Below are 15537 nucleotides of genomic sequence, written 5' to 3' on the forward strand. Positions count from 1 at the left end.
GTATATAAGTATATAAGTATATAAGTATATAAGTATATAAGTATATAAGTATATAAGTATATAAGTATATAAGTATAACTAAAAATGTACGTCACATCACTATTAATAGCAATACTTCATAGTAAAAATAGCATCGCCTTTTCTAACTAGCGTATATCCATCATGATAGACGTCCTGTATCAAAGACAGCATAATAAACTGCCTATTACTAGGCAAATTGCGCTATTGGATACCAATTTGAGCTACTAAAAGGAATACTTTAGCCGCTCATATTCGTTATAATCCGTTCACCAATCAAAAACTACTAATCGTTAATGAGGAAACCACTATGGTGAAGTGTCACTTATCGACCATCATGGGCGAAAGACGCCTTAAAATTGCCGATGTCGCAAGAGATACTGGTATCAATCGTGGCACCATTACTCGCATGTATCATGAAGAAGCCACCCGAGTTGATCTAGATATCATCGAGTCTTTATGCACGTATCTTAGAATCAATGTTGGTGATTTATATGAAATCATAAATGAGGACAGCAGTGAATCACCTGAGTGAACACCTTCGCTCATAAGACATTATCACCTTTAAAAGTATAAAAAGACCTATAGAAGGTCATTTTCTCTTGCAATAGATTAAAATATAGGTATAATTTGACCTGTAGTAAGTCATTTTATCCATTATTTATACACAATAATCTACAGGAGAATACCAATGAATAACAATCTATCTCGGCTCAACAGCTGCGCTTGGTTTAGTGAACAGACTAAAGCTTTAGCCTCTCAGCTGTTATTCAGCTTACAAGTACAGCAAGGCGTACAACTGGCATCATTACTTGGTGTTGACGCTATTCTTTATAATGATGAAGCGATTTATGTCTGGGTGCAACGACAGATAGATGACGGTCTTATGATTGATGATTATGCGTTAAGTACCCTTGAAACTGCTTTTATAGAGTTGGTCACAGCTCATACTGACCAAGCAGCCTAGTCACTTTAGCTTATATTTACAGACTTCTTGTTTAACAAGAAACAATAACCCTTAAAGCCAGATAAAGTGTCATTATCTGGCTTTTTAATATAGACAAAGATAACGACAATCAAACAAGCCTTTTTTCAGTCTTATATGTTTCAGAAGACGCACTTTTGGGCAATATAGCTCGCTATTACCATACGTCTTTACTCAGTCGGCTTTGCACGCGGCACCCCAGCTATTTTATAATAAACAAAGCCTCTCTCATCTCTCAAAACACTCTTACTGTCTGCTCTAACGCACCAGCTGATTGCATCAGGCTGCTCTTTATTAACATCACAAGCCAAAATAAACTGCGCACTTTGAGCATTATTAAAGGCCTGTTTCCAACCCGTTTCAAGCTCATCGATGCCGCGCTGTAGCTCTGCTTGCTGGTATTTCATCTCTGCAATCTCATCAAAGCTTGGCACATACCAAAATACCAGAGCCACCAAACTTATTATCACAGCCATCGTACCCGCTGCGACAGCGGCTGCAATCCTTTTAATACTCATAGTCTCAATGGACTTATGAATTTTGTCCAAGTCTTTACTAGCTCTAGCCTCGACCTGCTCAATCCGCGTTTTGGTGGTGGTCTCAAAGGTCTCAATATCTTCAATAATCTGCTTATGACCAGCTTGGTACTGATTGGTGAATAGGGCTAGATTGTCCGCGCTTGCGCTAAGTTTATCAGCAACTCCTTGCATGGTACTGATTTGTACCTCTATGCTATCGTTTTTAGCAGTGACGACCGACTCTACAGCCGTATCAATCTGCTGTTTCATATCGGTGATGATGCCCGCTATTTTGTCATCATAACGACGCGGCATCTCATTGTCAGTAAAAGCAGTCACTGCCGCTTGTAGCTGCTTTAACACGAGTTCTTGATACTGGCTCAATGCCTGCGAAGTCGTGCTTGCGCTACTACCTAATTCTTCAATGGCAGAAGACACCTCATTCACCTTGCTATCAATACCGCTAAGCGAACGCTCAAGCCGCCTCGCTACCGCATCATCGGCTCGCTTAATCAGCTCACGCAAGGCCCCAATGACCGGAGTCAATGAAGTCACTAGGTTAACAAGTTGATCGTGTATGTCTTGCTCATTGCTATTGTCTTTATTCATGGGGTACTCATTATTATAATGCCGCCTAAAATGGGCGTGGTGAGGAGTAGCGGCGTGTTTGTGCTTGTTCATGCGCTTGGATGGCGTTCTTCGTTTTTTGCAGGTGATCTGTCACAGTTTGTGTGAGCGTTGCCCCATCTATGGTGATAGCAGGAACGTGCTCAAAGCGCTCATTGATTTTCGTTAACACCTCGACCTTATCTTGATTGTCAGGCAAGCGCTCAAGCTGTTGCCATAGCGTCGTTGCTGCCTTCTGCACCTGCGTTGCAATTTTTTTAGCATCGGTGTCTCGTAAACTTTTTTGTAGTGTCGTAAAGCTGTCAGTGTGTTTTAGAGTAGTGAATATAAATGCTTGTGCGGCAACCGCCTCAGCCGCGTTGATCACTTCGATCGGTGCATCAACGGCCTTAAAATCAAGGGTATTAACGCGGTTACGCACCCGTACCACTAAATTGTCAAATCGATCTCGATATGCTTTGGTCTCATTGATTCGCTGACGCTTAAGAGATGCCTGCTGCCGTCTCTGTTTTAAGGTTTCTCGCCGCCTGATCAAAGCCTCCTCTCGTGCGCGCTCAGCCTCTTTCTTAAGCTTTGCTTGCTCATGCGCTTTGTTGAGCTGATATTGCAGCGCCATAGTACGGCTGCGCCAGTCCTCAAGCCGATCTGCATTCAATTGAGTAGTCTTGGTACTTATGATTTCATCGTATAAATCATCATCTTGCACGATCACCGCCTCACTTTGATCCAGTAAGGCGATACGCTGCTCATAAAACGGTGATAAGCGCTGATAAGTCTTTTTACTGGTATTAATTTGCTGCTTTAACTGTTTGATGTCTTCATTATTGGTGGTCTTAAACGCTTTAACATCAGCGGCCAATGCCGTCAAACGAGTGTCAGCATCCGCGTCTATCTCTACCGCTTTTAACGTACTGAGCGCCTCACGTTCTTTTTCAAGGTACTTAAAGCGCTCAACGTCCAGATCTGCAAATGCAGCAAACTTATGATAAGTATCCATGTTATTGGTGATATCTATCTCTTGTAGATCCGCAAACGCTTGATCCCACTGTAAGGATAAGTCGGATTTTTCAATATCAATCTCATCAAGAGCTTTAAAGCCAGTCGCCAGTTTATTCAGCTTTGCGGCAAAGGGTTTTAGCGTGGCCTTCAACCCTTTGTAGTCAGCAATGACTTCATTATTAAGCGGGATCAGCTTTTCTAGCATCGCTTTATTATTCAGCACTATTTTATCAATCTGTGACAGTTGCTTCTCAAGACTTGTAACGGCGCGGCCTGTTTGTAGGGTATCATCTTGTCTAAACTCCTCAACCAACACTAAAGCCGTCTTTAGTGCCTCACTTTGCTCTTTTGTGTTTATTTGCTTGGTAAGCTCAATCATTTTTTGGCGGGGGTCACTAAAATCCTGTCCCACCTCCTCGGTGAACCGCTGGGTACTCTTAATGTTTTTATCAATAGTAATAATCTGTTTAGACTGGTGCGCTAACTCTTCATGCAGCGCATCAATGGTTGAAAATAAGGCGCTGCGTACCATCTTTTTTTGACTCACAAAGTCGGCTGAGATTGCTAAAAGCTCATCAAGTGCGTGATCATTGGCCGCATCACTATGCGTCTGACTGTTACTTTTAGGGATAGCGGGTTCAAGTTCAACGGCAGGATCTACAAATCGGATATTACTGAGCTCAATTCGCGCAAAGGGTTTACGCTTTTTATAATGTATTGTGACGCCGTTAACCTCTTGTTCATTGCTTTCTAGGTCAATACGTCCCTTGTCGTCGTACTCAATTACTAAACCATTTTTTTCAATGTAAGCATTGATCTCATCAATCGTCTCGTTGTATTCATGAATCACTGAACGATTGCCTTTGAGAATATCCTTATATAGTGATTTACCCAGTTTCATTTTTGGCAAACGATTGATGCCCAGCTCACGGTAGGATTTCTCACTAATGGTTTTATTCTTAGGCAGTAGCTCATTGGCCATATCCGCCCAAAGGGTGCGTTGATATTTAAGCTCATCGCCGCGTCCGTTTAACCCCTTAGATAACCGCTCCTCCGTTGACCACTGCAACCAATTCTTGCGTGCTGATAAAGCATAACCCTCAACATCCGCTACTATCTCACGGCTTGAGAGTAAAATATGGGCATGAAAGTTACGACTGGTCAGCTCAACCACTTCAACCTCCCCCACATGTTTCTCGTGACTGTGGGGCCGATGAATGGCCACATCGACAAGCACGTTATAGCGATCAGATAAGGTTTGAGCGTAGCGCTCGACCAGAACTATACGCTGATCCGCGGTGATCCCATCAGGAAACATCATGTCAATCTCAGTACCCAATTGCGCGTTTTTACGAGTCTCAATACGTTCGATATCATTCCAAAACCCCTCACGCGTTACCGCCAAATCCCCAGCAAGAGTTGGCGTTATCAACGCCGTATGCATCACATTTTTCTCAATAACTTGCGTGTATTTAGTACCATCACTGTCCACTAAATTTAAGATTTTGTCTTTAGCTTTACTGGTGTAATCGTGGACGACTCCTGACTGCTCATCAACCAGTTTTGAGCCAGAATTATAAGCCGACTTTGCCGCCACGCTATGATTTTTCGCCTTACTAACGGCGCTAACCGACAGATGAAACCCTTTATTATTCATAGCAAAAAAACCCAATATTGAGAGATGATTTTTTGGGGGTTGTAGGGGGTTCGCCCCCTGCCGAACGACGGAGTTTATGTAAAAAAACAGTACCCCTTGTGGGTCTTTTTTACACAAACTCCTAAGTTCGCTCTTAACAGAGGGTTAAAATACTACTGCGCCCACGAAACAATGTGGTCTTGTGTATTTTACTACCTTGCATCCCTATGTGTACACTGCTAGGATCAACTCTATCATAGTTGACTAGAAAAGGATGAGATAATGTCAGTAATATCAGATGATCTATTCGCAGATAAGATAAAGCAGTTACAGGCTATTAAAAAAGAAATCAATCAGGACAGACTTGAGGCACATCAGGTGTTGGGGGAATGGTTAGCCAACGCATTAGACGATGATGACAATCATGAACTACAAGCTATATTTTTAGACGCCCATGATAATGAAAGGTACGTTCGTTTAAAAAAGCACCGTGAGTTTTTAAAATCAATCGCTCATAAGATGCAAAGTGAGGCTAAGGAAACACCAAGCAGCTTTACACCACCTAAAAGCAGTCAGGACAGTGACCACGGTTCATTGCTTGATGCTTACTCATCAGCACAGTAGCTGCTAGAAATCGCCTAATTGAAGGTACAGCTGGATCGTCTACTAATTAGCGAAAGGTTAGGAGACGGTTATCGGCTGTTTTAAGCGTTTTAGAATAGCTTTAGCTACCATCGTATCGGACAGAGCGTAAAACGTATATAAGAGTGGTTTCTAGGCTTTTTAGCAACGGTTTGATAAGTGTTTACAGATGTGTCGATAATGGCTACTGAAAATGAAGACAAACTATCTACAAAAAATGAGACTGATATTGAGAATGTGAAAACAGGGTTGTCCAGAATGACAGACGAAGATATTCAAAATATCTTTGACCATGCTTTTGAAGATCTTCAAAGATCTAAGCTTGATCCGAACCATGCGAACGTGGAATAACATTAAGTAAATGGACAATTGCATTCTGAGCTACTGATCAGTTTTACAAGTGATTGGTCGATCAAATTATCATCTTAAATCCGTCGGTTTTTTGGTTTTTTCCTTATTATTTAAAATAAAAATATATTTTTTACTTTTAAAAACTTTTAAAGACTTTTAGACAGTCTGTAAGCTTTGCTATTAAAGGGTTACGCACTCTATTATGCTACTTTTATCCCGCATTATGCTACTTTTATCCCGCATTATGCTACTTTTATCCCGTTTAAATGCTACTTTTATCCCGCATTATGCTAGTATCTTAAAGTAACTAGCATAATGAGGTTGTCATAATGAATGATGTCGAGCTATACGAAAAAAAATATCCTGAAAAATGGATTGTTATGCAGAATAAAATTACTCAAGCTTTTAGAGAGATGTCTATTGATGAGAAGCGCATCATTATTCTAGCGAGCCCATTGGTTAGGGTTAATAATGCTACTGAAAAAACACCGATAGAGGTTGCGTCTTCTGAATTTGCTAAGCTTAGCGGAATAGATAGAAACTCGGCTTATAAGCAAATGAAATCAGCTAGCAAAAAATTAATGAAGCGTACATTCATTTATGAGGATAAGGATGGTGATGATACAGAGGTTCAATGGCTAATCAGGTCGAAATATGCAGATGGCTATATATCGATGCATTTTACAGATGAGGTAATATACTTACTTCAGGTTTTTGATAAGCTCAACCCTTACACTAAATATTTAAAAGAAGATATCTTAAACCTCAAATTGACTTACTCGTTAGACCTTTACCATCTAGCAAAAAAGTCTGAGGGGAAGGGTGGTTTTTCTATGACTTTAGATCAATATAGGCAAGAACTTGGCACGCCTAAGTCGTATGAGCGCATCAACAATTTGAAAGAGAATGCAGTTGATGGGCCCATAAAAGAAATTAATCAGAAAACCGACATCAAAATCACCTATGAAAACATCAAACGTGGACGCACAGTTACAGGTTTGACATTCACCGTCAAGGCCAAGCCAACTAAGAAAAAAGGACAGGAGGGCCTAAATCAGAATAATGAGGATAGAGATATCCCACCTCTAACCGTTAAGCAAATTGATCGTTTTGCCCCTTTGTTGGCTAACTACTCACCGTTTGGTAGTTACGCACCATCAGGTAAAAGCACTCAAGAAGTTATTAGTTGGTTACACACTCAATTAAGAGATGAGGCTTTTTTAAAGACCCACAAAAAGCACTTACTGGCGATAGGCTATACGTTCCCTAAGCAGAAATCATAGCAAAGAAAAAAAGAGTAATTGAGCTAGCGTAGCCTATACAAATGGCTTATATTATATGTACATAAATAAGCTAAAAGTGATGTTATGACGACAACTAATTATAATATTAGGCTCGATCAAGAGCTAAAAGAAAATGCTTTTTCGGTATTTGAAAGCTATGGATTAACACCGTCTCAAGCGATCAAATTATTTTTGACCCAAGTGGCGCAAACCAATAAAGTGCCACTATCTTTTGAGTATCAGAAAGTAGCAGCTGTCAGTCAAGATGAATTGCCAATCTATAAAGAGCATACTGATTGAGAGAAAAGATGAGTATTAGATTTGAATGGGATGAACAAAAAAACATCACCAATCAGTGCAAACACCGTTTATCATTTGAGGCAGCTACCCGGGTTTTTTAGATCCTTTATGCCTGCGTCAGCAAGACAGGTATGAAAATGGTGAGGAGCGGTGGCAGGCGCTGGGTACAATAGACGGCACAGCAGTCTTATTAGTAGCCCATACGCAGACAGACATAGATGGTGGCGAGGTTATACGCATTATCTCGGCTAGGCGTGCCACAAAGAGTGAGAGGAGGCAATATGAACAAGGTTAGCTATCAAATAGACGATTTACCACCACTAACGGCAAAGCAACAAGCGGACTTAGAATATTTAGCAACGCTTAGTGATGACAATATTGATTTATCAGATATTCCAGAAGTTACGGATTGGTCAAACGCTATCCGTGGCAGTATTAAGCCGCAAGCGTTCTCTGCTGAAGCGAGCGTCATCAACCCAAGTATCATTGCCAAGTTTAAGGATAGAGCCAAGCAAACAGGTGGTGACTATCAAGAAATGATCAATAATGCGCTAGAAGAATACTTAGCGGATCACTAACTATAATTTAATGACCGTGACCTCAAGATCACTTGAGGTTTTTTTATATTTTGTATTGTAGTATATTGTAAATTGTATTATACTACATACATAATATACAACAATTACATATTTATTCATACAAAATTAAGGACGATGATGATGGCCATCACTATTCAGCAAATTCATGCTACTGCCGACCAATTGCAAGAACAAGGAATTAAGCCAACATTAGCTGAGGTGCGTAAGGCTTTGGGCGGTGGTTCATTCACAACCATCAGTGAGGCGATGAAGTCTTGGCGTCAGGATAACCAAGAAGAAGAGCAGCTCAGACAGGTTGAGCTACCAAGTGGTATCACTGAGCGCTTACAAGCGCTTGGTGCGGATATGTGGCAGACGGCCATTGATATCGCTAATGATCGCTTGGTGAAAGAGCGTGAGGCACTAGAGAGTATTAAGGCCAAGGCACAAGCTGAAACAGATGAGGCGCAAGAGGCGGTTAAAACGCTAGAGAGTGAACAAGCCGATTTGTTGGTACAGCTCGATGAAGTCACAGCAACGGCAGAGGCAGCAGCAATCAGTACAGCTCAAATGACTGCTGAGCGTGATACGCTGTTACAGACGCTCAGTGATACTCAGCACGCGCTTGAGCTTGAGCAAGCTAAAACAGATGCAGCCCAAGTGCAACTTGCAGAGCTACACAGCAGCTTTGACCAGCAAGCAAAAGAGCTTAACGTCAACTTATCAAAAGTGGCCACGCTTGAAGCCACTGCTCATAGCGATAAAGCAGAAATTTCACGTCTGCAAATAGAACTGACCGCGACTAAGGATGAGCTAAAGAAAGTCACTACTGAACGCAATGAGATAGCGACTGACACAGCAGAGGTTAAAGGGGAGTTAAAGGCCATAATCGCTGAGCGTAACAAACTATCAGGACTCAACGATCAGTTGACTCAAACACAGGCTAAGCTTGAAGCTGAGCATAGCGTATTGAATAAACAATATAGCGAGCTATCAAGCCGTCATTTATCAAAGCAGGAACAAGTGACTCTGTTACAAGATCAACTTAAGAAAGCACAAGATGCTCTAATACTTATTCAAAACAAAGATAATACTTTGGATGCTGACTAAATAAAAGTATTCGAGGTTTCAGTTTAATTAGGATTTCAAGATAAAGAACAGTTATAAGTTTGGGAGGTAGTTTACCCAAGGCATAGATCTCGTTCTATTCACACTAAGCTTATGAATCAACCATGACAATATCGACTCACTGAATAAGTGACTGCTGTATAATAACTATTCTAAATTTTTCTCTGGACTCTTATAGTATATAGCCGAGTGGGCTATATACTACTTAAATTAGCCTAAGTGAATTTATGCTGATTTTGGAGCCTTGAGCAGATTTCAAGGAACACTCACCCTAAAGCAGTTATGAGTATAATAAAAACACTCACAAACGCTTTAGTGCATTCCTTGGATTTGATGTGATTAGTCATGCCGACTTCATCGCCCATCGCGTCATCAAGACCGTATCACTGTATCAAGCTACGGTTGTTAAGATTACGGCTGATAGCACCGCCTAGACACGCTCTTAACCGCTACTGTGCTGTCATACGCTAGCAAGGGCCTAAACCCAATATACCGCTACGATATGCACGAGTAACCACTCATTGCGTTGCTCAATATGTCTAGAACCCCCTGTCGAGAGCTTACCCCTGTGTCAAACGCAGTCGTCGCCGAGGCCTGCCACCCATTTGACGGGTAACGGGTACAAAGAGAGCAGCACAAGGATGTAACGAGCGAACAAGCAGTTTTTAAAATGTATAGTGAATAAGGTTGATATGAAAGCAGTTTTTGGATAAAATGCACCTACACGGGCATTTAATGCTGTTCAAATAACGCACTGCGTATGCTTATTTGTTCGTTACAGGGTGTTGACGCACTCTGTAACCGTTAGCTACATTAAAAACTAAATGCCTCTAGGAGTCAACTCCCAGAGGCATTTTTTTGTTTAGTCTTTCGATATGACTCTGGTAAATCTTTAGGTGCTATCATAATCAACTTTCTCAAGTACTTCAAATCGCTTTGAGAGTGTCATAATCTCTCAAAAAACCATCTGAACCGCCTCAGGTTTTCGGAGACTAAACAGTCTTAGAGAGTACGACGAACTCGGGGTGGTTTACCCATACGCTTTGAGCTAAGCCACATCTTCATGAGCGTCGTTTCGTAATTTGTCTTGTAATGCTAGCAATCCAAAAATTTCTCAGTTTTGCGCCAGAAATGTGCAGGTAGTGCACAAGCGGTATCATGTGGCATCTTAAACGCGCTTGCCGATAATTCTTGTAATGAGTAATGATATCAGTAGTGTCTATTTCTGACTGATCAAATCATGAAAGGTTAAATACACCCTGATGTTAAGCACAAAAAAACCCAGCAATGATAGTAAGATCACTACTGGGTTGGAGAAAAGCAATAAATATGTTGTGCTGACTTCTCAGGTCTTATTTATCATTCATAGCAAGGTAGATATTACGATCTGATGCGGATGCGTCATCCACATATTTTGAATCACGCCATGTCGTATAAGCATAGACACCACTGTATGGGCTGATACTGTTCTGACGGAAGTCAGAAATCCAATCTGTACCATCGAAAATTTGAATATGGCCATGTGGACGCTTTGATGAGCGATCATAGACAATAACATCACCTACTTGGGTTGGCATATCATTGCTGATTTTGCTGAAACCTGCTTTATCAAGTGTGCCACGAGTAGCGTACTGATAGGCTGAAGGATTTGGAGTGAACTCATAACCAGCTGATTGTAGTGCTTTACGTACGTAACGGGCACAGTATCCAGAGCTGCTAGATAGAGCCACTCGTGAAGCGCGAGCAGCAGCGATAGCGGGTGCTGAATTGCTATCAGGGATAGTATTGACTTGCTGCTGTTGTCTTTCAGCATATAAGCGGCTACTTGATAACGAAAGCTGTTTCTCTTTTTGTTGAGCCTGCGCACTTAAGTTGCTAATTGCTTGACTGATTTCATCATTGCTAGAAACATAAGCACCACTTTTGGTGCTATAAATATTTTTTGACGAACTGTAGTTTGATGCCGCAGAAATATTGGTTATATTATTACTTGTTTGAAAGGTCGTTACAGCAGCAGTACTCGTTTGTGCTATGCCCATACCCAGTACTGACAAAATCAATAAGGCCTGTTTCATAAATCTAATACCTACGGTTAATTCAAAATGGTCTGTTGTCCATAACAGAGCAGTCAATTAAATCTCAACAACTCAAGAATATACACATTGTGGTGACTAATAATTATGCTGCAAACCCTTATTCCATAGGCGGCCGGCATTATCAACGATTTCGCTAAAACCTTATAAATTTATTGGAAGTCAAACTGTTAGCCAAAACACAAATCGGACTTTAGCATAGGCTGTAAAGCATGTCATCACTAATAAAAATCTGATAAAAGCTCTTTTTAAGCTTATAAAATGATAAAAAATACCTATTTTATAATGTAATTTCGTGTAACATTTATAGAATATAGCTGACCAACCTGACAACAATATCTCCTGTTTGATAAGCAGAAAAAAACGTTTGAGGATTAAATCCTTAATTTAGATTTAATCCTCAAACGTTTTTTTAGTGGGTGAAGTAATTATGCTATATAGGGTTTAACCAATTATTAAAATAATATACTAATTTATAGTGTCAATATGAATTTTAATTCGCTAAGGAACTATGTAATCTTACGTAATTGTTGCGATACATCATGTAGTTCCTTGTATTAATTTCTAAGAAATTGGTTATTTTAAAGACAGATAACATCTAAAATAGGTTACATTGACATAAAAAGTTACATATCCAAATTTGTTTTTAGCTTTTGAAGTTCCACTATCTGATGAAAAAATTAGGTTTAGGAATAAAAATCCTTGTACTAACATAGGTATTAATTCTGCAAATGGAATGTATCTTGTTAGAACTGCATTTATATTTATTTGTTCATGCACCTCGACACTTATTTCTAATATGCAGACTGCTTACCCCAATCATAAATACCGCGTTTGTAAGCATAAATCAGCATGATTAAGCCGGCGATAATCATCGGCGCGCTTAAGATTTGCCCTTTGGTCATCCAACCTAATAATATGAATCCTTGGTCAGCATCTGGCTGGCGGAAGAATTCAATGATAAAGCGGCTGATGCCATAGCCTAGTAAGAATACAGCGGAGGCGGCCATACGTGGACGTGGTTTTGATGAATACCACCATAAGAATATAAATAGCAGCAGACCTTCGGCAAAGGCTTCATATAGCTGTGATGGATGACGAGGCAATATGTATTGACCATTGACTTCAATCATCAATTCTTGCAATTGTGGATTGCTCTGTAATTGCTCCATATCAAACGCCGCGGCTTGCGGAAAGTAGGTCAGCCAGTTATAGCCACCGTCTGAGACGCGACCCCATAATTCGCCATTGATATAGTTGCCGATACGCCCAAACAGTAAGCCGGTTGGTACACAAGGAACGATAAAATCGAATACTTGAAAGGTAGTCTTTTTATATTTACGGGCAAAGAACCACATACCTAGCATGACGCCGATAAAGCCGCCGTGGAAAGACATACCGCCTTCCCAGACTTTTAATATATAGGCAGGGTTTTGGAGTAATTCACCGAACTGATAAAACAGCACATAGCCAATACGACCGCCTAAGATGACACCAAGCGCGCCATAAAAGACTAAGTCAGAGACCATGTCGGTGGTCCAATTGTCGCGTTTGGTACTGCGATACCAAGCCAAACCGTAAGCGGCAGCAAAGGCTAGCAAATACATTAGCCCATACCAGTGCACTTCCAATGGACCCAAGGAAAGCGCTACGGGATCATACTGAGGATGAATCATCATAAAGGCATCATAATTATTGGTAATAGAATGTATGAAATAGGCTTATATAAGAAATTTTTTGTCCAACAATTGAAAAGTACAACTATCGCAAGTCAGAATCTCATCTTATGGATAGAGAGACCTTCCAAGTAAACTCGCCTTCGATCTAATCTGAGCGGTTCATAGACAGTATGAAGGTATTTACTACCTGGCAATCAACAACTTTACAGCAACCTCAAAAAGACACTCATCTTTGATAGTAATACTAACTTTGCCATTATGAGCATTGGCGATAGCTTGCACAATAGATAAGCCTAAGCCTGTTCCTGAATGCATCGTATTCGTTTTATCATGACGATAGAATCGCTCAAACAGTTTATCGGCTTCAATCTGATTTAATGGTTTGTCTAGACGGTTGGTCATAGTTATTCTTAACCAGAGCTGCTCTGGGGATTGAATATCGTCTTTTGGCGCATTAAGCGAGGTGCTTGAAGTGAGGACAGTAGCGGATATCATAATAGTGCTATTACTAGCCGCATAATAAATCGCATTTGACATCAGGTTGGCAAACAGCCGTTGCAATAAGCCTTTATCACCTAGTACTGTTTTAAAATCACCCGATTTTTCAAAGATTATCTCACGATCCTCAGCAATCATCTCATAATAATCTATAAGCTTTGTGATCAAGCTCTCTATATCGACATGACTGATTTGCGAATCACTCAGCTCTTTTTGAGTTTTTGCCAGTAATAACATATCGTTAATCATGGCGGATAACTGCTTTAACGTATCATGCTGATGATGCAATTGCTCAATGTATTCGTCGCTTTCTCTTGGCTTAGTTAACATGACTTGCGTTTGCGTACTCAGCGTCGCTATTGGCGTACGTAGCTCATGGGCGATATTGTCTGAAAACCGTGATAATGATTCAAAGTTACTTTCAAGCTTGACCATCATAGAATTATAAGACTCCGTTAGTGGACGTAATTCTAACGGCATATCGCCAACCACAATTCTTTCATCTAACCTTTGAAGATTAATGCCTTTCATCTTTTGTACGATAGTAGCTAGGGGAGCAAAACCCCAGTGTACACTTAGTGCTGCTACTGAAACCAATAATAAGGTAATGGCGATAAGTATCAAGCTCAGCTGGCGATTAAACTGGATAAGATATTGATTATGCACATCGATAGGTAGAGCAATAAATGCCAAAACCTCTTGATGTGTAATGATAATGGCTCGGTAATGCCTATTATTTATCTTGATCATAAACTGCTGATCGCGATAGTCCTGCAATAGTTGTAACAAGCTAAAATCTGCCGGTAGATCATTGATGAAATTACTGGGATCGCTGGATAATAATTTGCCATTTTTATCTGATACTAAGGTTTTTAAATCATAATCCAGCCAAGAAGAATGTAGATGATTGGCATCAATTAGCGCTTGCGACTTTGATACTGTGAATGGTTCTATGTGATCTTCCAAACTAACCATACGTTTGCGCAGGTTAAAAGCTGCATGAGTAAGGATTTCTGAGTCCATTTGCTCAAAGTGTCCACTCACAGAGCGCTGAACCCATGCGTAGATAATAACCTGAGAGATAATAACGAACAATGTCAGTAAAAAAATAGTTCGCCATAACAGTGACCAACGCCGATTCTTAGATTTATGTCTCATTTGATGTCAGACTGTCTTTATTAATACTATCGTCGCCCATGCCACTATCCACGTCGACAGCCAGTGGCTCTAACTTGTAGCCCATTCCGCGTACCGTATGAATCAGCTTTATATCAAATCCATCATCAATTTTTATCCGCAAGCGCCTTATAGCCACGTCAATGACATTCGTATCACTCTCAAAGTTTATATCCCATACTTGCGAGGCGATCACAGTGCGCGGCAGTACCTCACCTTGACGTTCTAAGAAAAGTTGTAATAAAGCAAACTCTTTAGCAGTCAATTTTATATTAGTGTTGCCTCTATGAACGGTGCGTTTGGCAATATCCATTTTCAGATCAGCTATGTGTATGACCGAGCTTTTATAATCAGATTGATTGGCACGGCGCAATAGGCTTTTTATTCTAACAATCAGTTCAGCAAAAGCAAAAGGCTTGGTCAGATAATCATCGCCACCAATTTCAATACCTTTGATCCGATCGCTTAAATCATCTTTAGCCGTTAAAAATAAAACTGGCGTATGCTTTCCAGCAGCTCGGTAGCGCTGTACCAACTCAAAGCCACTGACGTCAGGTAGCATGACATCCATCAAAACCACACTAAAATCTTCAGTCATTAACGCATGATAGCCATCTAAACCTGTCATGTGATGATCCACGATGAAACCGGCCTCAGTTAAGCCTTTCTTAATATATTCTCCAAGGTTTTTCTCATCTTCTACTAACAGTACTTTCATCGTTGCTTACCTTTATATCATTATAGTTGTCAACAGCGTATCACTAACATTGTTAGCTTATCAGCCATATATTTATCAGGAACCCTTGTTATAACAGTGTTCTTTGGATAGAGACAGATGCTGGTATTTGGTTTTAATGACAAGAAGATGACAATATTATGCTGTTCCTAACGAACATGTAATATCCGTGTCATCTAGCTGTCAGCCACCATTTAGTATTCTAAATCAACGCCGCATATTGGCTTGTCTCTGATACAGACTGCCTCTACGAGTAAAGCAATTATCCTACTTAAACAGTTTGTTATTTA

Annotated in this window: 14 protein-coding genes and 1 pseudogene; 9 read left to right on the forward strand and 6 right to left on the reverse strand. The window is 40.4% G+C overall.

The window, feature by feature from the left end:
- Positions 1 to 328 precede the first annotated feature (328 nt).
- Both HCZ91_RS12820 and HCZ91_RS12825 read left to right on the forward strand, forming a co-directional pair.
- Positions 329 to 553, forward strand: a complete 225-nt coding sequence (locus tag HCZ91_RS12820; RefSeq protein ID WP_045448313.1) for a helix-turn-helix transcriptional regulator — start codon at positions 329 to 331, stop codon at positions 551 to 553.
- Between the two features lie 156 nt (positions 554 to 709).
- Positions 710 to 985: a hypothetical protein gene (locus tag HCZ91_RS12825; RefSeq protein WP_045448311.1), complete on the forward strand. Its 276-nt coding sequence runs from the start codon at positions 710 to 712 to the stop codon at positions 983 to 985.
- A gap of 188 nt (positions 986 to 1173) precedes the next feature.
- On the opposite strand, the gene HCZ91_RS12830 is transcribed toward HCZ91_RS12825, so the two are convergent.
- Both HCZ91_RS12830 and HCZ91_RS12835 read right to left on the reverse strand, forming a co-directional pair.
- Entirely contained in the window at positions 1174 to 2130 is a 957-nt protein-coding gene (locus HCZ91_RS12830; RefSeq protein ID WP_087813584.1) for a hypothetical protein, read from the reverse strand.
- A gap of 25 nt (positions 2131 to 2155) precedes the next feature.
- Positions 2156 to 4804 (reverse strand): MobA/MobL family protein, encoded by a 2649-nt coding sequence (locus tag HCZ91_RS12835; RefSeq protein ID WP_179799673.1) that lies wholly within the window; start codon positions 4802 to 4804, stop codon positions 2156 to 2158.
- A gap of 261 nt (positions 4805 to 5065) precedes the next feature.
- Here HCZ91_RS12835 and HCZ91_RS12840 point away from each other — a divergent pair, with 261 nt between their 5' ends.
- The 7 genes and pseudogenes from HCZ91_RS12840 (at position 5066) to HCZ91_RS12870 (ending at position 9047) form a co-directional block, all read left to right on the forward strand.
- Entirely contained in the window at positions 5066 to 5407 is a 342-nt protein-coding gene (locus tag HCZ91_RS12840) for a hypothetical protein (RefSeq protein ID WP_045448302.1), read from the forward strand.
- Between the two features lie 198 nt (positions 5408 to 5605).
- A complete protein-coding gene (locus HCZ91_RS12845) occupies positions 5606 to 5776 on the forward strand; it encodes a hypothetical protein (RefSeq protein ID WP_157292455.1) in 171 nt (56 codons plus the stop codon).
- Positions 5777 to 6105: 329 nt separating this feature from the next.
- On the forward strand, positions 6106 to 7059 hold the full coding sequence (locus HCZ91_RS12850; RefSeq protein ID WP_045448300.1) for a replication initiation protein: 954 nt from the start codon (positions 6106 to 6108) through the stop codon (positions 7057 to 7059).
- 84 nt (positions 7060 to 7143) lie between these two features.
- A complete protein-coding gene (locus HCZ91_RS12855) occupies positions 7144 to 7359 on the forward strand; it encodes a type II toxin-antitoxin system RelB/DinJ family antitoxin (protein ID WP_045448298.1) in 216 nt (71 codons plus the stop codon).
- 8 nt (positions 7360 to 7367) lie between these two features.
- Positions 7368 to 7654 (forward strand): annotated as a pseudogene (locus HCZ91_RS12860) (BrnT family toxin).
- Positions 7641 to 7937, forward strand: a complete 297-nt coding sequence (locus HCZ91_RS12865) for a hypothetical protein (RefSeq protein ID WP_045448295.1) — start codon at positions 7641 to 7643, stop codon at positions 7935 to 7937. The pseudogene HCZ91_RS12860 and the gene HCZ91_RS12865 overlap by 14 nt, the downstream one beginning before the upstream one ends.
- 141 nt (positions 7938 to 8078) lie before the next feature.
- On the forward strand, positions 8079 to 9047 hold the full coding sequence (locus tag HCZ91_RS12870; RefSeq protein ID WP_060492332.1) for a DNA-binding protein: 969 nt from the start codon (positions 8079 to 8081) through the stop codon (positions 9045 to 9047).
- A gap of 1370 nt (positions 9048 to 10417) precedes the next feature.
- On the opposite strand, the gene HCZ91_RS12875 is transcribed toward HCZ91_RS12870, so the two are convergent.
- From HCZ91_RS12875 to HCZ91_RS12890, 4 genes are all read right to left on the reverse strand, one after another.
- Positions 10418 to 11140, reverse strand: a complete 723-nt coding sequence (locus HCZ91_RS12875; RefSeq protein ID WP_060492333.1) for a CHAP domain-containing protein — start codon at positions 11138 to 11140, stop codon at positions 10418 to 10420.
- 812 nt (positions 11141 to 11952) lie between these two features.
- Positions 11953 to 12837, reverse strand: coding sequence for a prolipoprotein diacylglyceryl transferase (gene lgt / locus HCZ91_RS12880; protein ID WP_011959981.1), 885 nt, complete (start codon positions 12835 to 12837; stop codon positions 11953 to 11955).
- Positions 12838 to 13020: 183 nt separating this feature from the next.
- Positions 13021 to 14493, reverse strand: coding sequence for an ATP-binding protein (locus HCZ91_RS12885; protein ID WP_060492334.1), 1473 nt, complete (start codon positions 14491 to 14493; stop codon positions 13021 to 13023).
- A complete protein-coding gene (locus tag HCZ91_RS12890) occupies positions 14483 to 15229 on the reverse strand; it encodes a heavy metal response regulator transcription factor (protein ID WP_045448100.1) in 747 nt (248 codons plus the stop codon). Before HCZ91_RS12890 ends, HCZ91_RS12885 begins: the two co-directional genes overlap by 11 nt.
- Positions 15230 to 15537 lie beyond the last annotated feature (308 nt).

The organism is Psychrobacter sp. BI730 (assembly GCF_013414195.1).
GTDB lineage: Bacteria > Pseudomonadota > Gammaproteobacteria > Pseudomonadales > Moraxellaceae > Psychrobacter.